This window comes from Bacillus sp. NPDC077411, assembly GCF_044543425.1.
Classification (GTDB): domain Bacteria; phylum Bacillota; class Bacilli; order Bacillales; family Bacillaceae_G; genus Bacillus_A; species Bacillus_A bruguierae.
Genome location: NZ_JBITWA010000002.1, coordinates 26,495 through 49,791, shown reverse-complemented (window position 1 = coordinate 49,791; position 23,297 = coordinate 26,495). Strand labels below are relative to the sequence as shown.

At 36.9% G+C, this 23,297-nt stretch carries 26 protein-coding genes; 4 read left to right on the top strand and 22 right to left on the bottom strand.

Translation table 11 applies throughout. From position 1 onward, the window contains the following. Positions 1–5: 5 nt before the first annotated feature. Together sdaAB and rnz are read right to left on the bottom strand one after the other, a co-directional pair. Positions 6–665, bottom strand: coding sequence for an L-serine ammonia-lyase, iron-sulfur-dependent subunit beta (gene sdaAB, locus ACIGHG_RS03605; RefSeq protein WP_336471329.1), 660 nt, complete (start codon positions 663–665; stop codon positions 6–8). Positions 666–1,262: 597 nt separating this feature from the next. Further along, positions 1,263–2,186 (bottom strand): ribonuclease Z, encoded by a 924-nt coding sequence (rnz, locus tag ACIGHG_RS03600; protein ID WP_336471328.1) that lies wholly within the window; start codon positions 2,184–2,186, stop codon positions 1,263–1,265. A gap of 189 nt (positions 2,187–2,375) precedes the next feature. Here rnz and ACIGHG_RS03595 point away from each other — a divergent pair, with 189 nt between their 5' ends. Then, the gene (locus tag ACIGHG_RS03595; protein WP_336471327.1) at positions 2,376–2,624 is read left to right on the top strand and encodes a DUF3932 family protein; all 249 of its coding nucleotides are present in this window, start codon (positions 2,376–2,378) and stop codon (positions 2,622–2,624) included. Between the two features lie 247 nt (positions 2,625–2,871). Here the strand turns inward: ACIGHG_RS03595 and ACIGHG_RS03590 are convergent, their stop codons facing one another. Continuing rightward, positions 2,872–3,645: an alpha/beta fold hydrolase gene (locus ACIGHG_RS03590; protein WP_336471326.1), complete on the bottom strand. Its 774-nt coding sequence runs from the start codon at positions 3,643–3,645 to the stop codon at positions 2,872–2,874. 304 nt (positions 3,646–3,949) lie between these two features. Between ACIGHG_RS03590 and ACIGHG_RS03585 the strand changes: the two genes are divergently transcribed. Then, positions 3,950–4,237 (top strand): hypothetical protein, encoded by a 288-nt coding sequence (locus ACIGHG_RS03585; protein WP_336471325.1) that lies wholly within the window; start codon positions 3,950–3,952, stop codon positions 4,235–4,237. A gap of 278 nt (positions 4,238–4,515) precedes the next feature. Here ACIGHG_RS03585 and ACIGHG_RS03580 read toward each other — a convergent pair whose 3' ends face one another. Next, entirely contained in the window at positions 4,516–5,754 is a 1,239-nt protein-coding gene (locus ACIGHG_RS03580) for a DNA polymerase IV (RefSeq protein ID WP_336471324.1), read from the bottom strand. Between the two features lie 72 nt (positions 5,755–5,826). Between ACIGHG_RS03580 and ACIGHG_RS03575 the strand changes: the two genes are divergently transcribed. Then, complete coding sequence (locus ACIGHG_RS03575; RefSeq protein WP_336471323.1) at positions 5,827–6,204, top strand: MBL fold metallo-hydrolase; 378 nt, start codon at positions 5,827–5,829, stop codon at positions 6,202–6,204. A gap of 282 nt (positions 6,205–6,486) precedes the next feature. On the opposite strand, the gene ACIGHG_RS03570 is transcribed toward ACIGHG_RS03575, so the two are convergent. Further along, positions 6,487–7,605, bottom strand: a complete 1,119-nt coding sequence (locus ACIGHG_RS03570; protein ID WP_090913962.1) for a tripeptidase T — start codon at positions 7,603–7,605, stop codon at positions 6,487–6,489. 284 nt (positions 7,606–7,889) lie between these two features. On the opposite strand from ACIGHG_RS03570, the gene prli42 reads away from it, so the two are divergent. After that, entirely contained in the window at positions 7,890–7,982 is a 93-nt protein-coding gene (gene prli42 / locus ACIGHG_RS03565; RefSeq protein WP_090914459.1) for a stressosome-associated protein Prli42, read from the top strand. Between the two features lie 26 nt (positions 7,983–8,008). Here the strand turns inward: prli42 and ACIGHG_RS03560 are convergent, their stop codons facing one another. The 17 genes from ACIGHG_RS03560 to yqiS form a co-directional block, all read right to left on the bottom strand. Next, entirely contained in the window at positions 8,009–8,248 is a 240-nt protein-coding gene (locus tag ACIGHG_RS03560) for a DUF3894 domain-containing protein (RefSeq protein ID WP_090913961.1), read from the bottom strand. A 93-nt stretch (positions 8,249–8,341) separates the two neighbouring features. Then, complete coding sequence (locus ACIGHG_RS03555; protein WP_336471322.1) at positions 8,342–8,929, bottom strand: L,D-transpeptidase; 588 nt, start codon at positions 8,927–8,929, stop codon at positions 8,342–8,344. A 17-nt stretch (positions 8,930–8,946) separates the two neighbouring features. After that, positions 8,947–9,915 (bottom strand): aromatic acid exporter family protein, encoded by a 969-nt coding sequence (locus ACIGHG_RS03550; RefSeq protein ID WP_336471321.1) that lies wholly within the window; start codon positions 9,913–9,915, stop codon positions 8,947–8,949. Between the two features lie 103 nt (positions 9,916–10,018). Next, positions 10,019–10,741 (bottom strand): amino acid ABC transporter ATP-binding protein, encoded by a 723-nt coding sequence (locus ACIGHG_RS03545; protein WP_336471320.1) that lies wholly within the window; start codon positions 10,739–10,741, stop codon positions 10,019–10,021. Beyond that, the gene (locus ACIGHG_RS03540; RefSeq protein WP_090913953.1) at positions 10,734–11,393 is read right to left on the bottom strand and encodes an amino acid ABC transporter permease; all 660 of its coding nucleotides are present in this window, start codon (positions 11,391–11,393) and stop codon (positions 10,734–10,736) included. The genes ACIGHG_RS03545 and ACIGHG_RS03540 overlap by 8 nt, the downstream gene beginning before the upstream one ends. 36 nt (positions 11,394–11,429) lie before the next feature. After that, positions 11,430–12,209, bottom strand: coding sequence for a transporter substrate-binding domain-containing protein (locus ACIGHG_RS03535; RefSeq protein WP_396547239.1), 780 nt, complete (start codon positions 12,207–12,209; stop codon positions 11,430–11,432). 233 nt (positions 12,210–12,442) lie between these two features. Then, positions 12,443–12,856, bottom strand: a complete 414-nt coding sequence (locus ACIGHG_RS03530) for a BrxA/BrxB family bacilliredoxin (protein ID WP_336471425.1) — start codon at positions 12,854–12,856, stop codon at positions 12,443–12,445. Positions 12,857–13,008: 152 nt separating this feature from the next. Continuing rightward, complete coding sequence (locus ACIGHG_RS03525) at positions 13,009–13,416, bottom strand: YjdF family protein (RefSeq protein WP_090913947.1); 408 nt, start codon at positions 13,414–13,416, stop codon at positions 13,009–13,011. A 139-nt stretch (positions 13,417–13,555) separates the two neighbouring features. Next, positions 13,556–14,017, bottom strand: coding sequence for an NUDIX hydrolase (locus ACIGHG_RS03520; protein ID WP_336471318.1), 462 nt, complete (start codon positions 14,015–14,017; stop codon positions 13,556–13,558). Between the two features lie 76 nt (positions 14,018–14,093). Continuing rightward, positions 14,094–14,798, bottom strand: a complete 705-nt coding sequence (locus tag ACIGHG_RS03515) for a DUF421 domain-containing protein (protein ID WP_336471317.1) — start codon at positions 14,796–14,798, stop codon at positions 14,094–14,096. 327 nt (positions 14,799–15,125) lie between these two features. Further along, positions 15,126–16,448, bottom strand: coding sequence for a dihydrolipoamide acetyltransferase family protein (locus ACIGHG_RS03510; protein ID WP_396547236.1), 1,323 nt, complete (start codon positions 16,446–16,448; stop codon positions 15,126–15,128). Positions 16,449–16,463: 15 nt separating this feature from the next. Then, on the bottom strand, positions 16,464–17,447 hold the full coding sequence (gene bfmBAB, locus ACIGHG_RS03505; RefSeq protein WP_035429503.1) for a 3-methyl-2-oxobutanoate dehydrogenase subunit beta: 984 nt from the start codon (positions 17,445–17,447) through the stop codon (positions 16,464–16,466). A gap of 13 nt (positions 17,448–17,460) precedes the next feature. Further along, positions 17,461–18,462 (bottom strand): 3-methyl-2-oxobutanoate dehydrogenase subunit alpha, encoded by a 1,002-nt coding sequence (bfmBAA, locus tag ACIGHG_RS03500; protein WP_336471315.1) that lies wholly within the window; start codon positions 18,460–18,462, stop codon positions 17,461–17,463. Between the two features lie 81 nt (positions 18,463–18,543). Then, on the bottom strand, positions 18,544–19,965 hold the full coding sequence (gene lpdA, locus ACIGHG_RS03495; protein WP_396547234.1) for a dihydrolipoyl dehydrogenase: 1,422 nt from the start codon (positions 19,963–19,965) through the stop codon (positions 18,544–18,546). Positions 19,966–19,970: 5 nt separating this feature from the next. Continuing rightward, positions 19,971–21,074: a butyrate kinase gene (buk, locus tag ACIGHG_RS03490; protein ID WP_090913937.1), complete on the bottom strand. Its 1,104-nt coding sequence runs from the start codon at positions 21,072–21,074 to the stop codon at positions 19,971–19,973. An 87-nt stretch (positions 21,075–21,161) separates the two neighbouring features. Then, complete coding sequence (locus ACIGHG_RS03485) at positions 21,162–22,262, bottom strand: leucine dehydrogenase (protein WP_098914738.1); 1,101 nt, start codon at positions 22,260–22,262, stop codon at positions 21,162–21,164. Between the two features lie 104 nt (positions 22,263–22,366). Further along, positions 22,367–23,266 carry a phosphate butyryltransferase gene (gene yqiS / locus ACIGHG_RS03480; protein WP_336471313.1) on the bottom strand — a complete coding sequence of 300 codons (900 nt, stop codon included), beginning with the start codon at positions 23,264–23,266 and terminating at the stop codon, positions 22,367–22,369. Positions 23,267–23,297: the final 31 nt, after the last annotated feature.

Sequence of the window (23,297 nt, the reverse complement as noted above, 5' to 3'; positions counted from 1 at the left end):
TGCTATTAATCCATAATTGTTACTTGACAAACATTTTTCTGCGCTTTAATTTCATCAATGATTTCATCTGCTAACAACTCATCTGTTTCAATAACCATTAGCGCTTTTCTTCCTTTTTCCTTACGTGAAACACTCATCATACTAATATTAATTTCATGCTTTGCAAGAATAGATGTAACAGAAGCAATTGTTCCGAAACGATCATTATTTACAATTAGAAGTGCTGGACTTGTACCTGTTAATTGCAAGTCAAATCCATTGAGCTCTACAACTTCAATTTTCCCGCCGCCGATTGAACAAGCAACAACTTCAATTTCATCTTCACCTTTATACAAACGAATTTTCGCTGTATTTGGATGGATTGCTTGTGCTTCCTCTTCAATAAATGTGACGTCAATTCCGCGTTCCTGTGCAATTTCAAGTGCTTGAGGAATCCGAGGATCATCCGTTTCAAATCCTAATATTCCCCCCACAAGTGCTACATCAGTACCATGACCTCGATATGTTTTTGCGAACGAACCGTATAACGAAATGATAATTTTCTCAGGTTCATAGCGAAACAACTGACTAGCAACTTGCCCCATTCTTGCTGCACCTGCTGTATGCGAACTAGATGGTCCAATCATAACTGGGCCAATAATATCAAAAACTGAACGATACTTCATAACAGTACCCCCTAAATCTTCATTATGAAAAAGTTACTTACTAATAATCTATTAAGTTGCTGCTTTCTTTGCTTTTTTATATAAATACAAATTAAAAAATCGACATAAAAGTCCTCTTTCTTTTTAGACGGGCAAGAGCATCTTGGCCATGCATAGAAACGGTCAGGGCTTTTTTCTGCCACATGCAAGATTGAAAACAAAAGGAGAAAGCAAGTAGCGGTCATGTTGTATTCTACATAGCAGCAACTTATATGCTGGAAATTTAAAATGGATATGTATATTTGTACTAATAAATTTATAGAATCCATTTAATAAACTGATACACACCATCAGCTATCATAATATATAAGAGCTCTCTTGTCACTTTTTGATTTACTACATTTTTTTACAAAAACAAATAAAATATAAACTTATACTGCACAGATATAATGAACACGCTTTCATTATATCTCTTTTTTGGCAGAATTGAAGTTTTTTAATATTTCAAATTAAGGACGTACTTTTTCACATATGCTACTGTTAAAGTTTTTCTCCGTTTTGCGAGAATAACAAAAAACAATGACAGATGTAGTGGATACCTCTGTCATTGTTTTTTCATTATCTTGATATGAGAAAATGTTTCAAATCCGCTGCAATTTCCGTATTTGGAAATACTCGCTTCGCTTCTTCAAGAAGTATTTTACATGCTTCCCCTTGATAGCGAGAACTAATATGAGTTAAAATCATTTGTTTTACATTTGCTTGCAGCGCAATATTTGCCGCTTGTTCTGTTGTAGAATGATAATAATCGTGAGCCTGCTGTGAATCTTCTGCGCCGAACGTTGCTTCATGTACAAGTACATCAGCATCTTGTGCTAATTGAATACTCGCTTCGCAATAACGTGTATCTCCTAAAATTGTAATAATTCGGCCTTTTTGTGGTGGTCCAATGAAATTCTGCCCGCAAAGTACACGTCCATCCTCAAGTTCTACTGTTTCTCCATCTTTTAAACGCTTAAAGATTGGCCCTGGTTTAATTCCTTCTTCTAATAATTTATCTACAAGAAGATGCCCTGGAATATCTTTTTCGACAATGCGATAGCCAAAACATTCAATACCGTGTGATAATCGCTTCGTTTCCACAAGAAATTGTTTATCTTCATATACAATACCTTCTTCGGTAATTTCGATAATCTCTAGTGGATATTTCACATGTGTTGTACTTACTGCCAATGCGACTTCAACAAACTGTTTAATTCCTTTTGGACCATATACAGTTAACGGCGTTGTCCCTCCTTGAAAAGAACGGCTTCCTAACAAACCTGGCAGTCCAAAAATATGATCCCCATGTAAATGAGTAATAAATATTTTCTCAATGCGACGCGGGCGCACTGATGTATGTAAAATTTGATGCTGCGTTGCCTCACCGCAGTCAAATAGCCACGTTTCACCTCTCTCTTCCAATAATTGCAAAGCTATTGCTGATACGTTTCTTCCTTTTGCAGGAACGCCAGCTCCTGTTCCTAAAAACACAAATTCCACGTTGCATCCTCCAAGCATTTCATAATCTCTATCATTATCTTACGGAATATATACAAAAATGGCAAATCAACTTTGTACGAATCGCTCATATAGACAACTATACAAAACGAACGTTAACAACAAAAAAATCACATTCATTCGTGTTTTGTAGTAAAATAATATCATCATTTATAGAAGGTGGCTAAAACAATGAAAGAAGCATTTCGTTTACAAACTGACTTTTCTTCTTCTTTTGATCGTTGGGTAAGTTTATTTATTTCTGAAACACCAGCAGAATTACAATGGTCTACGTTAAAAGAGTTAATTCATGAATATATAGCATTGCATACAGTTCAAACCGTACCAGAATACATCCCTTCTTCCATCACATATTATGCACAACGAATTTCTACTCCAACCAATACAGACATTGTAATTTACGAAATCCCTTCTATATAAAACATAAAAAGGTATCGGCTTCCGATACCTTTTTATGTTGGGATAAACAAAACGCTTTGTTTAAACAAAAAGTGAAGTACCTAAACAGGCACCATTTTTGAATTATAATGCATACAAATCACAGATCTATCATTTTGAAAAATCCTTAAAAGTTAACCTAACATAAACGTTATAATTATATATCCCGTTAATATATTAAAAAATATAGAAGGTAAGGAGCATATGAGTGATACATACAAAATGCCTATCAATTGTCATGTATTGTTGCAAATTGCTTAATCATTTCATTTAAATCCTTCGCTGCTTTTGTAGGAATTTGATGCTTTACATTATCAATGAAATTTAATTTATTACATGGCAATTTTTCATACAATAGCTTCGCATAACCGTAAAATGGTTTATCTTCCTTACCATAAACTAACAAAACAGGAAGCTTAATCTTTCTAAGTTGATTTGTACAATTATAATACAGACTATAACGGTAATATTGTTCGATATTTTTCGCATTTCCTTTTCGCGCTTCTGTAAACATCTTTATGAATAATTTCTGTGTATTCGAATTGCTCCATGCAATGGACAACGCTAAAACATGAATAGCTCGTGCTTTTGCAAGTGTCATACCTAAAGAAATTTTATTCTTTAGATAGTTATCCTTTACCTCTGACATCCCTCCGATTAGAATACCCCCTAAGGCCCTTTCGGCATAATTCAACAAAAATTCCAATGCAATCGAACTTCCAGTTGAATACCCGCATATGAATGCTCTCTTGATGTTCAAATGATCCAATAAACACCTAATATCTTCAACAATCAATGGATAAGTTAGCGATTGTTTTGAATACTGACTTCTTCCGTGACCTCTAATATCAAAAGTAATAACTTGAAACTTTTGAGCTAACTCTTCTACTTGGTACTCAAAATTTACAGAAGTGAGAACAGGAGGATGAATAAAAACAATAGGAATCCCGTTTCCCTTTACAGTATAGTATAGACTGCTACCGTCCACACCCAACATTGGCATATATGTAATCACCTCATTGCCTTTTGTTTTTTAGACATTAGCTAAAAGTATAATGCCGTTTTTAACGTTATCCTTTCATTAGCAATTCTTTTATAATTTGTGAAAGCTCTTACGGGATGAAAATTTTACTGTCGATTAATGTGTGATGAATATATTTTGCATATTTCAATAAAAAATATTTAAAAAAGAAGAAGAAAATATATTAACATAAGTTTCCATCATAAATCCCCATAAATATCGCAATATAAATTATGCGGAATGGGGCTAATTATCTATTCCTAAATTTTTCTACAAGGAGTCGAACATGAATATTCTAAATTGGTTTATATCATTATTCACTTTTGGAAGAGGAACACAGCGAGTGTTTCAATTATTTAGAAATAGACGAAATAATAGAAATTGGATTTGGATTTCTTTACTAAGTATAGGAACAATTTTTGGTTTAGCAGCAAGCCGAAACACCAATATGATGCGACCGTTTCAGCGGTTCTTTCGAGGCCTGCAAAATAGAACAGTTATGCCGATGAATTTAAATTTAACAAATATGGAAATTGCTAATGAAATAACTCCCGATAAGCCAAAAAACTACTAGTATAACTGATATTAACCAAACACGGTTAATAAATTTATTACGTTTCTTAAGAAGAACAATTATACTAAAAACCTCGCAGGAGATACCACCTGCGAGGTTTTGCCTTATATAAATACATTTTAATTTTTCGACAGATAAGTCACGGTTATGCAAAATACAACATGACCTTCACTTGCTTCCTCCATTTGTTTTAAACCTCGCATGTGGCAGAAAAAGGACCTGACCGCTTCTACGCACGGCCAGATGCTCTTGTCCTCCCCTAAAAGGAAAGGGGGCTTTCATGTGAATTTATTCTCTAATTTTTGTTGAAATGTTCTCTCTTGCTGCCGAAACAATTGACTACCGTGCTGAATAACCTTCGCTCCATATTTATTATTTAATTGCTCTATCACTGTCAAAAGCGGTTCTGCCTTCGCATCTTCTTCAAATGAAAATAAATCAAGCTGCTTAATCGCTTCTGTTTTCCATTCTAATTCACAAGCAGTAATTCCAAGTAATCGAACAGGATCACCATCCCAATGTTTTTTCCATAGCCGTATTGTCGCCTGAAAAATATCCGACCATTCCCAAATTGCATTTTCTAACATTTTACTGCGGGTAATCGTTCGACGATTATAGGATTTAATCGTGATTTGAATATTATATGTAACAAGAGTACGTTTTTGTAATCTTCGGCTGACAGATTGAGACAAGCGCTCTAACGTACTTAACAACTCCTTCTCTTCATCTACATCTTTTGGCAGCGTTATAGAATTTCCGATCGTTTTATATTGCCCCATTTGACTTGGATCAACATCTCTATTATCGATACCGTTTGCACGTTTTTGTAAATCCAATCCATGATTTCCAATGACAGAACGAATAATAGGGGCTTTTCCAGTAGCTAAATCTCCAATCGTATGTATATGTACATCTTTTAATTTTTCTGCTGTTTTCTTTCCGATTCCATGCATTTTTTCAACTGGAAGCGGCCAAAGCTTCTTTTGTATATCACGTTTACGCAATACTGTAATACCTAGCGGCTTTTTCATATCAGAGGCTGTTTTGGCTAGAAATAAGTTCGGAGCAATCCCAATGCTGCACGGAAGCTGTAATTCCGTTAGTAATGTTTGTTGAATCATTTGAGCAATTTCTAACGGCGCCCCAAGCCCGTAGCAATCTGTAATATCTAAATACCCTTCATCAATTGAGACCGGTTGAATTTTTTCTGTAAACCGTGCCAAAATTTGAAATAACGCAAAAGAAGCCTCCCGATATAACTCAAAGTTTGGATGTTTTATAATGAGTTCCGGGCATAGCCGCTTTGCTTCCCAAACAGGCATCGTTGCACGAACTCCCTTCGCTCTTGCCTCATAACTACACGTTACAATAATGCCTTTTCGTTCTTTCGCATTACCAGCTATCGCTAATGGTTTTCCTTGTAACGATACATCGCGAGCAATTTCAACAGATGCATAAAAACAATTCATATCAACATGCAAAATGACACGACCATTTTTCGGATACATTTCACGCATCTTTCTCACCACCAAAGGAACGTTTGTTCTCATTTTATCAAAAGACTTGTAAAAAAATCAATATTTGAAAGGATGGAATCGTTACTATGCGGACATTCACTTTGCGATGCTATGCTGTATATTCCAGAAGATAAAGTGATATTCATGGGTGACTTGTTATTTGTTGATTGCCATCCTACATTTTTCGAAGAATCAAATCCACAAAAATGGATTCATATTTTAAAAGAGGTTGAAAGGATGGATATTGATATAGCTATACCAGGTCATGGCTCGGTAGGTACAAAGATTAATTTCTTACAAGTAATCGATTATATACATAACTTAACTACAATTGCACAAAAAAACAACGAGATTGAAACGATTCCATTACCTAACGACTACAAAAATTGGCCTTCCCCGCAAATCTATCATCAAAATGTAAAAACACTAAAAGAACTATTGCATTGTTAAGCTATACGAATCCATTTTAATTTTTCGACGTAAAAGTCGCTGCTATGGAGAAAAAATTGACCTGTACCCGTTTTCTCTCTTTATTTTAGCTCTTTCCCGTGACAGGAAAAGGCCCTGACCGCTACTATGCATGTTCAGATGCTCTTGCTCAGCTAAAAAGAAAAGGGTTTTTATATATCGTTTTTTCAATTTATGTTTATATAGTTGAAAAACATTTACGTAAAGTAATAAGAAAACGCATGGGTCATTTACCCATGCGTTTCAACTTGACCAATTTTTTGATTACTTCGCTACTTCCTCAATAATCGCAACAACCATCTCTGCTGTTTTCACTAATTCTTCAACAGGAATTTTTTCGTTTGTTGTATGAATTTCTTCATAACCAACTGCTAAGTTTACTGTTGGAATACCGTGACCCGCAATTACGTTTGCATCGCTACCGCCACCGCTTTGGTGAAGAGATGGTGTACGACCGATTTTTTCAGCAGCACGTTTCGCAACTTCTACAACGTGATCGCCATCAGCAAATTTAAATCCTGGGTACATTACTTTTACTTCTACTTCTGCTTCTCCGCCCATTTCTTTAGCTGTTGATTCAAATGCTTCTTTCATTTTACGAACTTGCTCTTGCATTTTTTCGTCTACTAAAGAACGTGCTTCAGCAAAGATTTCTACATAGTCACAAACGATATTTGTTTGTGTACCACCTTCAAAACGACCGATATTCGCAGTTGTTTCAGAATCAATGCGGCCAAGTGGCATTTTTGCAATGGATTTTGCTGCAATTGTAATTGCAGATACACCTTTTTCTGGTGCTACACCAGCGTGAGCTGTTTTACCGCGAATAATTGCATTTACTTTCGCTTGCGTTGGTGCTGCAACAACGATTTCCCCAACTTTTCCATCGCTGTCTAATGCATAACCATATTTTGCTGTAATGCGTTCACGATCTAATGCTTTTGCACCAACAAGACCAGATTCTTCACCAACTGTAATGATGAATTCTATTTTTCCGTGCGCAATGTTTTTCTCTTTTAACACTCGAATTGCTTCAAACATAGATGCAAGCCCAGCTTTATCATCAGCACCTAAAATTGTTGTACCGTCAGATACGATATAACCATCTTGAATAGAAGGCTTAATTCCTTTACCAGGAACAACTGTATCCATATGAGAAGTAAAGTAGATTGTATCTACTCCTTCTTTTGTTGCTGGTAATGTACAAACTAAGTTACCAGCACCGTGACCAGTCTCACCCATTGTATCATCTTCAAATACTTCAACGCCTAAAGAAGAGAATTTTTCTTTTAACACTTTGCAAATCTCAGCTTCGTATTTTGTTTCAGAGTCTACTTGCACAAGTTCCATAAATTCATTCACTAAACGTTCTTGATTAATCATGAGAATGCGCCTCCTGTTATGTATGTAACAATGACTATTATAACAGAATTCTGGAAAAGTTTCGAAGGAGAAATAGTGAAACTTTAATCAGTGGAAGCTTTCTTTATCTGCCACATGCAAAAATTAAAACAAAAGGAGAAAGCGAATGCAGCTCATGTTTTATTGTTACATAGCAACAAATTAAAATGGATTTATGCAGAAAATGTCTCTTAATAGACCCTTGTACCAAATTTCGTTTGTATATACAATAGGATTGAGGAGATTCGCAAGGAGGATCGATCATGATGAGTAAAAAAATGCAAAAAATTATGGTTTATGTCATGTTAATTTCCATGCTTGTCACAACATTACTTACTGGCATAAGTATGTTTTGGTAAAAAAAAGGGGGGATATTCTCCCCTTTTTATGTTGCCATAATAATAAGTCCTGTAATACTAAACGCAATTCCCATTCCAAGCGAAAGAACAAAGTTTGCATATTGCTGCTCATAAAAAGCACTTAATGCAAAAGTAAAATTAAGAAGGGAAATAGAAAAAACAGATAATGAAAATGGACATATATTAAAAGTTGCCAATATGAAAGTAATAATTGCAAGAGCACCAATTAAGAACTGAATGTATGGTAGTCTATTATTCGTATACATAACAGCAACTCCTTTTCACATAACCTTTATTTATACTGTATCCACGAGCAGTACTAGTTCTCCTGATGGAAGTTTAACTTTATGTTATCATCATTAACGCATGTTATATGTAAACATGTCAAGACAAGATATAATATGACAAAAAGCCAACATATACTGTTGGCTTTCTTCGTAAGCAATTGCACCCTTTTCTTTCGCAAGTTGCTCAAATGATTTTTTTGATTTCACAATCCATACTTTTGTTCCAATGGGAATACGATCGTACAAATACTCTACATCTTTTTTGTGCATTCGAATGCACCCTTGCGAAACGTATTTGCCAATGGAGCTTGGCTGATTTGTTCCGTGTATCCCATATTTACTACCATCTGTACCTCGGGCATTAAAACCTATCCATCTTGAACCGAGCGGATTTTCCGGTGAACCACCGGGAATATTCTTCGCAATATAATACGGATTTTTCGCCTTCATCACAACATCAAATGTACCTTCCGGCGTTAAATCATTCGTTTTACCTGTTGCAACTGGAAATGTATTTTGTATCTTTCCATCTTGAATATATGCAAGTCGGTTCGTTTGTTTATTAACGATAATAAGCGGATCGCCAACACGCGGATTATCACCGAGCGGCCAAAGAGGCGATAGGGAAATAAATAATATGAATGAAAGAAGATATGGCATACCTCATTCCGTCCTTCTTATATTAATTCTTTAATGTTATATTTCCCTATAAATCGACTTTTAATGAGTAAAAATTGCTCTATTTCATAGACGAGCTGAACGAGCTTAGCACGTGTTTCAAATTCTTCTCGTGTTTCTGGAAGCGGCATTTCTCGAAAGATTTCTCGCATCTCTTGAAGCTGTCTTAATGATATAACCCCTGTACTTTTGGGGCGAATTGCATTCCCGACATTTTCAATTACATCCGCCACCATACCCGCTTGTTCATATGACCAAGATAACGAAGCAACTAGCGGCATAACTCTTTCTAAAATTTCATACTGTTGCTGGCGCATTTGAAAATAACGATAGTAATAATCATCTTCACGCATAAACCTATTTTCCAGCTTTATAAAGGATACTTCTTTTGCCCTCTCAAGTAATGTTTCCGTTTCAATTAGCTCTTTTCCATTCCACACACTATCACGGTTTCTTAAATAGGCAGCCATTTCAAATAGAATCGTCTTAAAATTAGATTCTACTTTTTGTTGATACTCTTTTAACTCACTTTCAACGCTCGGCATGTACAAATTAATTAGCAAAGCAACACTAATTCCAACCGTTAAAATCGCAATCTCATTTCCAACAATGGGCCATGTAATTTTTTGCAGTGAATATAAATGAAAAACAATAACAGAGCTTGTAACAATCCCCTCTTGAATCTTAAGCATAACCGCACTAGGAATAAACAGAAGTAATAAAACCCCAATTGCTAACGGTGTATATCCTATTGATTCAAAAATAAAAAATGCAAATACCATAGAAAGTAAACAAGCTAAAAAGCGATGAATAGATACTTCTAATGATTTTCTTTTTGTATTTTGTACACATAAAATGACAAGAATGCCGGCTGAGCTATAAAACTCCAAATGAAGTAATTGAGCAATCCACACAGCCAAGGCAGTTCCAGCTGCTGTTTTCACTGTTCGATATCCAATTTTAAACATGTTAACGCTCCTATTATGTACGATCTACTTTCAACTTAAGTATAAAGAAAAGGATGATACAATGTCATCCTTTTTCCCTTATTATTCACGTAACGTTTACATGTTACAACATTTTTTGCAAAAACTCTTGAGCACGTTTGCTTTCCGGCACTGTAAAAAATTGCTCTGGCTTCGCGTCTTCTACAAGTTTTCCACCATCTAAAAAGAGAACACGATCTGCTACTTCCTTTGCAAACCCCATTTCGTGCGTAACGATTGCCATCGTCATTCCTGTCGTTGCAAGAGATTTCATAACTTCTAATACTTCTTTCACCATCTCCGGATCCAGCGCTGAAGTCGGCTCATCAAATAGCATAACATCCGGTTCCATTGCTAATGCCCTTGCAATTGCAACACGCTGTTTTTGTCCACCAGAAAGACGATTTGGATAGGCATCCTTTTTCTCAAGTAATCCCACTTTTTCTAATAATTCTTCAGCCTTTTTCACCGCCTCTTCCTTTGCAGTACCTTTTACCGTAAGAGGAGCATACGTAATATTTTCTAACACTGTCATATGAGGGAATAAATGAAAATGTTGAAATACCATTCCAACATGCTGACGAACTTCCATAATCTTTGTGTTCGGATTTGTTACCTCCTGATCACCAATCCAAATTTGCCCGCTCGATGGTGCTTCTAATAGGTTCATGCAACGTAAAAATGTTGATTTCCCTGAACCAGATGGTCCAATAATTGCTACGACTTCGCCTTGTCCAATTGTTGTTGTAATACCTTTTAATACTTCGTTATTTCCAAATGATTTGTGAAGGTCTTTAATTTTAATCACTTTTCTTCATTCTCCCTTCAACTGCTTTCCCAACGAATGTAAGAATCATAACAAGAATGTAATAAATCATCCCGACAAATAAAAGCGGTTCAAAATAAGACAATGTCTCGCCGCCAACAATATACGCACGGCGCATTAAATCTGTTGCACCTATAACAGTAACGACCGCGGACTCTTTCGTTAATGTAACAAATTCGTTTACTAATGCAGGTAATATATTTTTTAATGCTTGCGGTAAAATAATATTTCGCATCATTTTTCCATATGGAATACCAAGTGCCATTGCCGCTTCTGTTTGTCCTTTATCAACTGCTTGAATTCCAGCACGAATCACTTCTGACATGTATGCGCCTGAATTTAAGCTAAATGCTAACACAGCTGCTAAAAATGCTGAAATATCATATCCTGTAATTTGCGGAAGACCGTAATAAATAAGCATTAATTGTAGTACAAGCGGTGTACCGCGGAAAAGAGATGTATAAAAATCAGCAATTATACTTAAAACTTTTATTCTAGCAATTTTACAAAGCGCTAATAACGTCCCTAGCGCAAAGCCAAGCAAAGAAGCGACAGCTACAATCTTTAATGTTACTTCTAAACCTTTTAATATATATGGTATTGAAGGCGTTATTTGCGAAAAATCCAAGTTCATCCTAAGTCAGTCCTCCCTAGAAGATGGAAAGGCGGCTTATTTCTCGCCGCCAAACCATTTCTTCACTAATTTATCCATTTCTCCATTTTCTTTCATTTTCTTAATTACTTTATTAAACTCCGCTGTCTTATCACTATTTTTCGGAAGCGCAATTGCTGAACCAGCTTCATCTGCAGCTTCTGGAATTTCCACACTCTTTAACTCTTTATTTTTTTCTAAATATCCTTTTGCTACTGTATCTTCTAAAATAATTGCATCAAAACGCCCTGCTTGAATTTCTTGAATTAGTTCTGGTACACGATCACGTCCTTCAGATTGGAACGATACTTGTTTTTGTAAATCTTTCGCCTTTTCTTCTTGGATAGATCCTGTTTGTACTCCTACTTTTTTTCCTTGTAGATCTTGCAATGTTGTAATATTTGAACCTTCTTTAGAAATGATTACATTTTTAGCGACAAAATAAATATCTGTAAAATCTGCATTTTTCTTACGCTCTGCTGTCGGTGTCATTCCAGCCATGATAAAGTCAACTTTCCCAGCCTCTAATGAGGCTAACAATCCACCAAAATCCATATCTTTAATTTTAACTTTGTAACCTAATTCTTTACTAATATAGTTCATAACATCGATATCAAAACCGATAATGTCTTCACTCTTCTTTGCATCTACATATTCATACGGTTTGTAATCTGCAGACGTTCCCATAACTAACACTTTCTTTTTATTATCACTTCCTGCATTTCCACCCTTACTACAAGCAGTGAATATACTCATGATTAAAATAAGTGCAACTGAAATTGATAAAAACTTCTTCATTACTTTCCCTCCTAGTTAATGTATATTTATATGTTTTATAGAATTTTTATTCGATGAATGTATTGTAACAACAAATTTATTTTTATGCAATAAATAAAATAAAAATAAATTAATTTTCTTTTTATAGCGTAAATAAACCGGCATATACTGTATAATTCAATGCATAAACAACTTGAATTATGTATAAAAAAGAACCGTTAAGATCACATTCTTAACGGTTCTAAAAACGTATATTACATTTCATCACAATGTTCTTCAAAGTACGATTGTAATTTAGCAATAACTTGCATTGGCTCATGGCCTTCAATCTCATGACGCTCAACCATCGTTACAATCTTTCCATCTTTCAATAGTGCAAACGATGGCGAAGATGGTGGATATCCTTCAAAATATTCACGAGCACGTGCTGTTGCCTCTTTATCTTGACCTGCAAACACAGTAACAAGATGATCTGGACGTTTATCATAATGAATAGAATGAGCTGCTGCTGGACGAGCAATTCCCCCTGCACAGCCGCATACAGAGTTTACCATTACAAGTGTTGTACCTTTCTTTTGCAATGCTTCATCTACAGCTTCTGGCGTTGTTAATTCTGCATAACCAGCTGCTACGATTTCTTCTCGCGCTTGACGAACAACGTCATTCATAAAAAAGTTGAAGTTAATCAAAGCTTTCCCTCCTCACATATCTCTATCTGTATCTTACCAATAACCATTTCGAAAATACAAGTAAACTTACTTTCTTTGTAGCCATGATTCACTAAAAAACGTCTTCAAGACCTTGCTCGAAGACGTTTTTCTTAATGACCACGATGCTTCTGTTTCGCTTTTTGCACTTTTAAGGCACGTTTTTTCCGCTTTTCTATTTCTCGTATTTCTTTCGATTGCACTTGCTTCTCTCTTTTATGCACTTCATACGATAATTGAATAGCTTCTTGTGCTTTCGTAAATTTTGAAGTTTTTAATTCCCTTGCTGCTTGCCGAATCATGCGTTTTACATTTTTCGGACGCTTTTGCTGTTTCATCTCTACTCCGCATTTAGCAAAGCGATTAAAATACGGTAACAACGTATCATTTACAAACAAAAGCACTTCTTCATCAGACGGTTCAGTACCAAAAATATGCCGTACTGCATACAACTTCCCATTTTCTTCTCGTTCAATCATTCCTACAAAATACTGACCGTCATGATATACTGTCAATTTCACTGACAGCCCCTCCTTTACAAACTTATTCAGAAATGCTGGACATCCCGGAGGGGAAGGTTACTGACATAAAAAAATTATGCGTCTGGACTACCAACTAGAACTGTGTTTTTGCATCTCTATCACCATTATATTACAATTTTCACTTATTTTGTATCATTTCTGTATATACTTCAATCATTCTTTTATGTGATCCTACAATATACTCTGGCAATTCTGTAACCGGAAAAAACTTTAATTGTATTGCCTCCTCTTTATTTACAGTAGGTTCTCCTTCATAGTCATGCGTATAATATGCAGTCGTTACTGCTTGAAACTCGTCACCGTTTGCTAGTTTCACAAAATGTTTTGCACCTGAGAACACATTAATGAGCTGCAAATTCTTCACATGAATACCGGTCTCTTCATACACTTCACGGTATGCAGTTTCTTCTGGTGATTCTCGCAGCTCCATTAATCCACCAGGAAGTCCCCATTTTCCATGCGGTTCTTGTCTTTGTTGTAATAACACTTCCTCATTTTTATTCAATACAAGAACAACTGAACCGACTAAAATTAACGGACGATGACCAACTACTTTTCGTAATTCCTCCACATATCCCATTTTCACAAACCTTTCTTTTTATTTCCTTGTCCACACCATTGTATCATATGTATAAAATGGAAAAATGATCATTATTTTACTTTTTAAGCAAAATATTTATTTGCCCCTTTTCATCTACTGTTGCTAATTGAATGGATTGAATCGGTACTTTCTGCTTTAACTCGTTTTTTACCCACTCTTCTGTTTTTTCTAATAAAGAGAGAACATCCTTTTGGATATTCCCGTTCTTTATTAAGATAAATGTAATAGGTGATTGTTCTGCGTATATTTTCATATCTTTTCGAGAAACTTTTTCATATGCTGCGTACTGAAATACAGAAACGACTCCACTCGCTTCCCATAAGGCTAGTTTGACTGTTTGAATATCTGTAATCCCTTGCAATCTTAGCTCCGAAAATACATACTCTACTGTAATCCGCGCTTTCTTTAAATTATTAAACTGAACGGAACCATTATGTATAAGAATAATGGGTGCAGGCTCTAAAAATCGTCTCCACCGATCCCACTTTAATGTCAAAATAGAACTTACTATATGAAGTACGACAAGAATAAACGATGTAATCATAGAACCAAAAAGACCTATTTTTTCATCAGACAATGCATTCGATAGATTTCCCTCTAATAATAGCACGAGAATAAGATCTAAAAAACGAAGCTGAGCAATAGAGCGTTGTCCCATCGCTTTTGCCACAATAATTAAAAACAGATATGCCAATATAGCACGGAGCATCCACTCGAAACTCGAAAGATGCTTTGCTCCTTCAAATATGTGCATATGCATAATAGATGGCACCCCTTACTAAAAGTCATCCTTTTAGTTTGCGTTTATCTATATTGTCTATGTAAAAAAACATTATAAAGTTTCAACTGCGCCTCAGTATATATAAGTAGAAAAAACGACATATAAACTTCTTTTTTTAGAGGGGCAAGCGCATCTAGCTATGCATAGACGCGGTCAGGGCCTTTTTCTGTCACGTCCAAAGTAGAAAATAAAGGGAGAATACGATTGCAGGGTATATTGTATTCTGTATGCAGTAACTTATATGGCGAAAAATTAAAGTAAATTTGTATACGCAAAAAAAGCCCGCCAATTGGCGAGCTTTTTTTATTAATATACAGAAGTATTATCTGCAGATGTATTTTCAAGAATTTCTTTTACGCGTCCTAAGAACTTACCGCAAATGAATCCGTCTAATACGCGGTGGTCAAGAGATAGGCATAGGTTAACCATATCACGTGCACCGAACATACCGTTATCCATAATTACTGGACGTTTCACGATAGATTCTACTTGTAAAATTGCTGCTTGTGGATAGTTAATAATACCCATAGATTGAACCGAACCAAATGATCCTGTGTTATTAATCGTAAATGTTCCACCTTGCATTTCGTCAGCTTTTAATGATTTCGTACGTACTTTCGTTGCAAGCTCAGTAATTTCACGAGCGATACCTTTAATTGTTTTTTCATCAGCATGTTTAATAACTGGAACGAATAATTCATCGTCAGTTGCAACTGCGATAGAAAGGTTAATATCTTTCTTCTGAACAATTTTATCGCCAGCCCACATAGAATTAATTTGTGGGTATTCTTTTAAAGCCTGTGCAACAGCTTTTACGAAGAATGCAAAGAATGTTAAATTAAAGCCTTCACGCTTTTTAAATTCACCTTTAATTGAATTGCGGTATGAAACAAGATCTGTTACATCCACTTCAATCATCATCCAAGCATGTGGTGCTTCATGTTTACTGCGCAGCATGTTTGCAGCAATTGCTTTACGTACGCCAGTCACTGGGATTTCAATATCTCCAGGCATTGTTGGTACAGATACCGGTTTTGCCGCTTCTGCTTTAGGAGCTGTTGGTGTTGGCGCAGCTGTTGGTGCAGCTGGAGCTTCTTGTGCAATTGGTGCAGCTTCTTTCTTCGCACCTGCTTGTGGAATATTTCCAGATTCAACTAATTTCAAAATATCTTTGCGTGTAATACGACCATTTGCTCCCGTGCCTACTACTGCATCTAGGTCAATATTATGTTCACCTGCAAGTTTTAATACAGCTGGTGAAAAACGCGGTTTACCATCAGTTGGTTGCTTTACTTTCGGTGCCGGTGCGGATAGCGGTGCAACTGCCTCTGCTTTTGGCGCCTCTTCAGTTTTCTCTTCTACAGCTGTTGCGGCTACTTCATCTGCACCCTCAACTTGAATCATACAAATCACTTCACCGACAGCTAATGTATCACCTTCGCCAGCGATTAATTCTGTAACAACCCCGCTAAAAGAGGAAGGTACTTCTGCGTTTACTTTATCTGTCATTACTTCTGCAAGCGGATCATATTTATTTACGTGATCACCAACAGAAACAAGCCATTTACTAATTGTACCTTCTGTTACACTCTCCCCAAGCTGAGGCATTGTAATTTTTTCTACAGCCATGTATAGTCCCCCCGATTAAAATTCCGCAAGTTCGCGCATTGCTTTTTCAACTTTATCTGGATTCACCATAAAGAATTTTTCCATTGTTGGTGCATATGGCATTGCTGGAACGTCTGGACCTGCAAGACGAGCAATTGGTGCATCAAGATCAAATAAGCAATTTTCAGCGATAATTGCCGCTACTTCACTCATAATGCTTCCTTCTTTATTATCTTCCGTTACAAGAAGAACTTTACCTGTTTTTGAAGCCGCTTCAATAATTGCTTCCTTATCTAATGGATATACAGTACGTAAATCAAGAACGTGAGCAGAAATGCCATCTTGTGCTAATTTTTCAGCAGCTTGAAGAGCAAAGTGAACACATAATCCATATGTGATAACAGTAATGTCATCACCTTCACGTTTTACGTCTGCTTTTCCAATTGGTAATACATAATCATCTTCCGGCACTTCACCTTTAATTAAGCGATATGCACGTTTATGTTCAAAGAACAATACTGGATCTTCATCACGAATTGCTGCTTTTAATAAACCTTTTGCATCATATGGTGTAGAAGGAATTACAATTTTTAAACCAGGTTGGTTTGCAAAAAGTGCTTCTACAGATTGAGAATGATACAATGCACCGTGAACACCGCCGCCAAATGGTGCACGGATTGTTACCGGGCAAGTCCAATCATTGTTAGAGCGGTAACGAATTTTTGCTGCTTCGGAAACAATTTGGTTAACCGCTGGCATAATGAAGTCAGCAAATTGCATTTCTGCAATTGGGCGCATTCCATACATTGCTGCACCGATTGCTACCCCAGCAATTGCAGATTCTGCAAGTGGTGTATCAAGCGCGCGCATTTCACCAAATTGATCATATAATCCATTTGTTGCTTTAAATACGCCGCCTTTTTTACCAACGTCTTCTCCTAATACAAATACTTTTTCATCGCGTTCCATTTCCTCACGCATTGCTAATGTAATCGCGTCAATATAAGACATTACAGCCATGAAACGTTCCCCCTTATTCCGCGTATACGTGCTTTAATGCAGACTCTGCATCTGCATACGGAGCATTTTCTGCATATTCTGTTGCTTCGTTTACGATATGCATTACATCATCTAACATTTGTTTTTCAGATTCCTCTGTTAAAATGCCTACTTCTTGTAAGTAATTTGCAAATGTATAGATTGGATCTTTTTTCTTTGCTTCTTCTACTTCTTCTCGGTCACGGTAAACACGATCATCGTCATCACTAGAGTGTGCTGTTAAACGATAAGATACCGTTTCAATTAATGTTGGACCTTCACCACGGCGTCCGCGATCTGCTGCTTCTTTTACAGCTTTATATACTTCAAGCGGGTCATTTCCGTCTACTGTATATCCTGGCATACCATAACCAATTGCACGGTCAGATACATTTTTACATGCTAATTGTTTTTCAACAGGGATAGAGATTGCATATTTATTATTTTCACACATGAAAATAACAGGTAATTTGTGTACCCCAGCAAAGTTTGCACCCTCATGGAAATCACCTTGGTTGGAAGAACCTTCACCAAATGTAACAAATGTTACTAAGTCTTTTCCTTCCATCTTTCCTGCTAACGCAATACCTACTGCATGTGGTACTTGTGTTGTAACTGGTGAAGAACCTGTTACGATGCGATTTTTCTTTTGTCCAAAGTGCCCAGGCATTTGACGTCCGCCAGAGTTTGGATCTTCTGCTTTTGCAAATCCGGATAACATAAGCTCTCTCGCTGTCATACCAAATGCTAACACGACACCCATATCACGATAATACGGCAGTGCGTAGTCTTTTTCACGATCAAGTGCAAACGCTGCTCCTACCTGTGCAGCTTCTTGTCCTTGACAAGAAATTACAAACGGAATTTTCCCTGCACGGTTTAATAACCACATACGCTCGTCAATTTTACGTGCGAGTAACATCGTGCGATACATTTCTAATACTTGCTCGTCGCTTAACCCAAGCTCTTCATGGCGTTTTGCTTTTACTTCAGCCATTTTAACACCCTCCTAAATCCTTTTTACCCCGCTCTATTATAAAGCAAGAACGATACACTATCCATTTCTAATGGTTCACTTTTACCCGTGTAACGCTTTTCCATCAACTGCTAACGCAGCTTCACCAATCGCTTCTGATAATGATGGATGTGGATGAATTGTATGTGCAACTTCCCAAGGCGTTGCATCTAATACTCTTGCAAGACCTGCTTCTGAGATCATATCTGTTACGTGTGGTCCAATCATATGAACACCAAGAATATCATTTGTTTCTTCATCAACAACAAGTTTTACAAAACCATCAGATTCTCCATATACAAGCGCTTTACCGATTGCACGGAATGAGAATTTACCTACTTTTAATTTATAACCTTTTTCTTTCGCTTCTTGCTCTGTTAAACCGACAGAAGCAACTTCTGGGCTGCTATATACACATTTAGACACCATAGAGTAATCAATTGGCATTGGTTCTTTTCTAGCAATGTGTTCAACCGCTACAATTCCTTCGTGAGAAGCAACATGCGCAAGCTGCAGGCCACCAATTACATCTCCAATCGCATAAATGTGCGATTCTTTCGTTTGATAATATTCATTGGTTTGAATATAACCTTTTTCAACAACGATATCTGTATTTTCTAAGCCGATATTTTGTGTGTTTGCTTGTCTTCCAACAGATACAAGCATTTTTTCAGCTTTAAACTCTTTATTTTCACCATTCAATTCAGCTTGAATCGTTACACCGTTATCTTTTACTAAAGTTTCTGGTAACACTTTTGCAGCAGTTACAACTTTAATGCCTTTTTTCTTAAGTAAACGTTGCATTTCCTTAGAAACATCTTGATCTTCAAGCGGTAAAACGTGTTTTGCATATTCAAGTACAGTTACTTCCACGCCAAAATCAGCAAGCATAGATGCCCACTCAATACCAATTACGCCGCCACCAACAATAATGATAGATTCAGGAAGCGTTTCCATTTTTAGGGCGTGATCAGATGACATGACATATTCACCATCAAGTTCAAGTCCTGGTAAAGAATTTGGACGTGATCCTGTTGCGACGATTACATTTTTCGGAATAAGCATTTCATTCTCTTCTCCGCTCGTCAATTCAACAGAAATCGTACCTGGCATCGGCGAGAAAATAGATGGGCCAAGAATACGACCAATTCCTTCGTATACATCGATTTTTCCTTGCTTCATTAAATGCTGAACACCTTTATGAAGTTGGCTAACGATTTTTTCTTTACGTTCTTGTACTTTTGCAAAATTTAATTCTACATTGCTCGTTACAACGCCGAATTCTTCACCTTTTTTCGCAGTTGCAAAAACTTCAGCACTGCGAAGTAACGCTTTACTAGGAATACATCCTTTGTGTAAGCAAGTACCACCTAGGTTCTCTTTTTCAACAAGCGCTGTTTTTAATCCTAATTGTGATGCACGAATAGCAGCGACATATCCGCCTGTACCACCGCCAACGATGACTAAATCGTATTCTTTTGCCATATTACTCAACCCCTAGCTACTGTTTCTTTTTCCCTTACAGCATACTCTTTTGCAGTTTCTTCATCACGAAGTACACGAAGTGCACCTTCTGCTAATGCTTGTAATTCATCTTCACCTGGATGCACAATAACATCTGCAATCCAATGAACACGTTCTTTAATTTCATCAACGAGAATTTTACTATATGCAAGACCGCCCGTTAAAACAATGGCATCTACTTTACCATGAAGAACTGCACTTGCTCCGCCGATCTCTTTTGCAACTTGATATGCCATCGCTGTATAAACAAGCGTTGCTTCCGGATCGCCTTGTTCTACCATTTTTTCTACTTTAATTGCATCATTTGTACCAAGTAAGCTTACTAAGCCTCCTTGTCCAACGATTTTTTTCATCATTTCATCACGGTAATAGTCACCAGAGAAACACATTTCTACAAGCTGGCCTACCGGAACCGTTCCTGCACGCTCTGGGCTGAATGGTCCTTCTCCATTTAAACCGTTATTTACATCAATAACTTTTCCTTTTTTATGAGCACCAACTGAAATACCGCCGCCCATATGTGCAATTAATAAATTTAAATCTTCATATTTACGATCAAGTTCTTTTGCAACTTTACGAGCTACTGCTTTTTGGTTTAGCGCATGAAAAATACTTCTTCGCTCCATGCCAGCTATCCCGCTAATACGAGCAATATCTTCCATTTCATCTACAACTACTGGATCAACAATAAACGCTGGAATGTTAAGTCCAGAAGCAATTTCATATGCTAAAATTCCACCTAGATTAGAAGCATGATGACCACTATAACCATTCTTCAAATCTTCTAGCATTGCTTCGTTTACCGTATACGTACCGCCTTCAATCGGACGAAGTAGTCCGCCGCGACCACATACAGCATTTAACTTAGAAATATTAATGCCATGAGAATGAAGCACCTCTAAAATAGTTTGTTTACGAAATTCATATTGATCAATAATACGCTTATATTTCCCAATCTGTTCTTCGTCATGACGAATTGTTTCTTCTAAAACAGGTCTTTCATTATCAAAAACACCAATCTTCGTAGATGTGCTACCAGGATTAATGACAAGAATTCGATTCACGGACAAGACTGCTCCCTCCACCATTTATTTAGAAAGACAGTAGCAACGGCTTAATGAAGTTGCTACTGCTTTCGCATTTATTTTTTCTATGAATTAGCGACGGCTTAAAATGTTATGGCCGTTACTTAAAAATGTGCTACGTGTATTTTTTAAGCTTGCGATGCGCTCTTCAGCAAGACGATCTGCTGCTACATATGTTGGCACACCATCACGTTTTGAAATTGCAATTACTTTTTCAATTGTGTCATAAATTGCTTCTACACGTTTTAATGCACGCTCTCTATTGTATCCGTATAACTCGTCCGCTACGTTAATTACGCCGCCTGCATTAATAACATAGTCTGGTGCATATACGATACCCATTTCATCAACGATATCACCGTGACGATCTTCTTTTAGTTGGTTATTTGCAGAACCAGCAATTACTTTTGCTTTTAATTGTGGAATTGTTTCGTCGTTTACTGTTGCTCCTAGTGCACATGGTGCATAAATGTCACATTCTACACCATAAATTTCATTTGGCTCAACAGCAGTTGCACCAAACTCTTCTACAGCACGTTGTACCGCTTCTTTATTAATATCTGTAACGATTAATTTTGCACCTTCTGCATGTAGGTGTTTGCATAGGTGATAAGCTACATTCCCTACACCTTGAACAGCAATTACTTTACCTTCTAAGCTATCTGTACCGAACGCTTCTTTTGCAGCTGCTTTCATACCAACGTATACGCCGTAAGCAGTTACTGGAGATGGGTTACCAGAAGAACCGAATGAAGGTGAAATACCTGTTACGAAATCTGTTTCTTCATGAATAATATCCATATCATCTACAGTTGTACCAACATCTTCAGCTGTGATGTAACGACCATTTAATCCTTGAATGTAACGTCCTAACGCGCGGAACATTGCTTCGCTCTTATCTTTGCGTGGATCGCCGATAATAACTGTTTTTGCACCACCTAAGTTTAAACCAGCTGCTGCGTTTTTATATGTCATACCTTTTGCAAGACGAAGAGCATCTTCAATTGCAGCTTCTTCAGAATCGTATGTCCACATTCTTGTTCCGCCAAGAGCTGGTCCAAGAGTTGTGTCATGAATTGCAATGATTGCTTTTAATCCTGATTCTTTATCTTGACAGAACACCACTTGCTCGTAATCGTAAGTTTCTAAGTATTTGAAGATTTCTAATGTCATTGTAATTTCCCCCTTGATATGTTTACCATTTTCAATTTTAGTCCGTTATATCGGACGCATTTCCTTAATCATGAATGAAAATAAAACATGCATTGCAAGAAAGTTTATTTAGAAGCAGTCGCAACTGCCAATGCTAATGAATACACTTTTGTTTCTGCTGAATCAGCACGAGATGTTAACACAATCGGTGCTTTCGCTCCAGCGATAATCGCTCCTACTTTTGCATCCGCAAAATATACAAGCGATTTATATAATACATTTCCAGCTTCAATTGTTGGGACGAGTAAAATATCTGCTTTACCAGCGACATCGCTTTGAATTCCTTTATGCTCTGCTGCAATTTGTGAAACAGCATTATCTAAAGCAAGTGGTCCGTCAATGATACAATTTTTAATTTGACCCCGGCGATTCATTTGCGTTAACATTGCTGCATCAATCGTTGCTTGCATTGCAGGATTTACAACCTCCACAGCAGCAATCGGAGCTACTTTCGGTACTTCTATTCCTATTGCCCGGGCAACTTCAACTGCATTTTGTGCAATCGCTGCTTTTTGCTGTACGTCTGGAGCGATATTCATCGCTGCATCTGTTACGATGATAAAGCGATCGTAATTCGGTACTTCAAAAGCTGCAACGTGTGATAACACACCGCCTTTACGAAGACCCCACTCTTTATTTAATACTGCTTTTAAAATGTTAGCTGTTGGAATATTGCCCTTCATAAGTACATCCGCTTCTCCGCCTCTTACAGCTTTTACTGCCAATTCAGCAGCTTCTGCACTAGATGTAGTAGAAATTACTTCAATATGTTCTGAAGGCGTTAATCCATGCTCTTGTAACATACTCACAATTGTTTCTTGATTTCCATATAGACGAAATTGAGCTAACTGTAATTGTACAGCCTTTGTTACGGCCTCAATTACTTCATGATCTTCAGCTACTGCGACAGCAACTGTTTTTTTCGGTTGCTTTGCTGCTTGATCAATTAAAGTTTGTAACTTCATATTTTGTAATCAACCCTTCCTCGTCGTCCCT

What these genes read in the sequence shown, in the direction of transcription:
- ACIGHG_RS03535 (WP_396547239.1), bottom strand. Translation starts at nt 12,209, where the DNA reads ATGAAGAAGTTTTTATCAATTTCAGTTGCACTTATTTTAATCATGAGT.
- lpdA (WP_396547234.1), bottom strand. Translation starts at nt 19,965, where the DNA reads ATGGCAAAAGAATACGATTTAGTCATCGTTGGCGGTGGTACAGGCGGA.
- ACIGHG_RS03515 (WP_336471317.1), bottom strand. Translation starts at nt 14,798, where the DNA reads ATGCATATGCACATATTTGAAGGAGCAAAGCATCTTTCGAGTTTCGAG.
- ACIGHG_RS03555 (WP_336471322.1), bottom strand. Translation starts at nt 8,929, where the DNA reads ATGCCATATCTTCTTTCATTCATATTATTTATTTCCCTATCGCCTCTT.
- bfmBAB (WP_035429503.1), bottom strand. Translation starts at nt 17,447, where the DNA reads ATGGCTGTAATGTCTTATATTGACGCGATTACATTAGCAATGCGTGAG.
- ACIGHG_RS03540 (WP_090913953.1), bottom strand. Translation starts at nt 11,393, where the DNA reads ATGAACTTGGATTTTTCGCAAATAACGCCTTCAATACCATATATATTA.
- ACIGHG_RS03485 (WP_098914738.1), bottom strand. Translation starts at nt 22,262, where the DNA reads ATGACATTAGAAATCTTCAAATACTTAGAAACTTACGATTACGAGCAA.
- ACIGHG_RS03550 (WP_336471321.1), bottom strand. Translation starts at nt 9,915, where the DNA reads ATGTTTAAAATTGGATATCGAACAGTGAAAACAGCAGCTGGAACTGCC.
- yqiS (WP_336471313.1), bottom strand. Translation starts at nt 23,266, where the DNA reads ATGAAGTTACAAACTTTAATTGATCAAGCAGCAAAGCAACCGAAAAAA.
- ACIGHG_RS03580 (WP_336471324.1), bottom strand. Translation starts at nt 5,754, where the DNA reads ATGCGTGAAATGTATCCGAAAAATGGTCGTGTCATTTTGCATGTTGAT.
- bfmBAA (WP_336471315.1), bottom strand. Translation starts at nt 18,462, where the DNA reads ATGGCTGAAGTAAAAGCAAAACGCCATGAAGAGCTTGGGTTAAGCGAC.
- ACIGHG_RS03530 (WP_336471425.1), bottom strand. Translation starts at nt 12,856, where the DNA reads ATGAATGACGTTGTTCGTCAAGCGCGAGAAGAAATCGTAGCAGCTGGT.
- ACIGHG_RS03575 (WP_336471323.1), top strand. Translation starts at nt 5,827, where the DNA reads ATGGAATCGTTACTATGCGGACATTCACTTTGCGATGCTATGCTGTAT.
- ACIGHG_RS03560 (WP_090913961.1), bottom strand. Translation starts at nt 8,248, where the DNA reads ATGTATACGAATAATAGACTACCATACATTCAGTTCTTAATTGGTGCT.
- ACIGHG_RS03585 (WP_336471325.1), top strand. Translation starts at nt 3,950, where the DNA reads ATGAATATTCTAAATTGGTTTATATCATTATTCACTTTTGGAAGAGGA.
- ACIGHG_RS03595 (WP_336471327.1), top strand. Translation starts at nt 2,376, where the DNA reads ATGAAAGAAGCATTTCGTTTACAAACTGACTTTTCTTCTTCTTTTGAT.
- ACIGHG_RS03570 (WP_090913962.1), bottom strand. Translation starts at nt 7,605, where the DNA reads ATGATTAATCAAGAACGTTTAGTGAATGAATTTATGGAACTTGTGCAA.
- prli42 (WP_090914459.1), top strand. Translation starts at nt 7,890, where the DNA reads ATGAGTAAAAAAATGCAAAAAATTATGGTTTATGTCATGTTAATTTCC.
- sdaAB (WP_336471329.1), bottom strand. Translation starts at nt 665, where the DNA reads ATGAAGTATCGTTCAGTTTTTGATATTATTGGCCCAGTTATGATTGGA.
- ACIGHG_RS03590 (WP_336471326.1), bottom strand. Translation starts at nt 3,645, where the DNA reads ATGCCAATGTTGGGTGTGGACGGTAGCAGTCTATACTATACTGTAAAG.
- ACIGHG_RS03520 (WP_336471318.1), bottom strand. Translation starts at nt 14,017, where the DNA reads ATGGGATATGTGGAGGAATTACGAAAAGTAGTTGGTCATCGTCCGTTA.
- ACIGHG_RS03510 (WP_396547236.1), bottom strand. Translation starts at nt 16,448, where the DNA reads ATGGCTGTAGAAAAAATTACAATGCCTCAGCTTGGGGAGAGTGTAACA.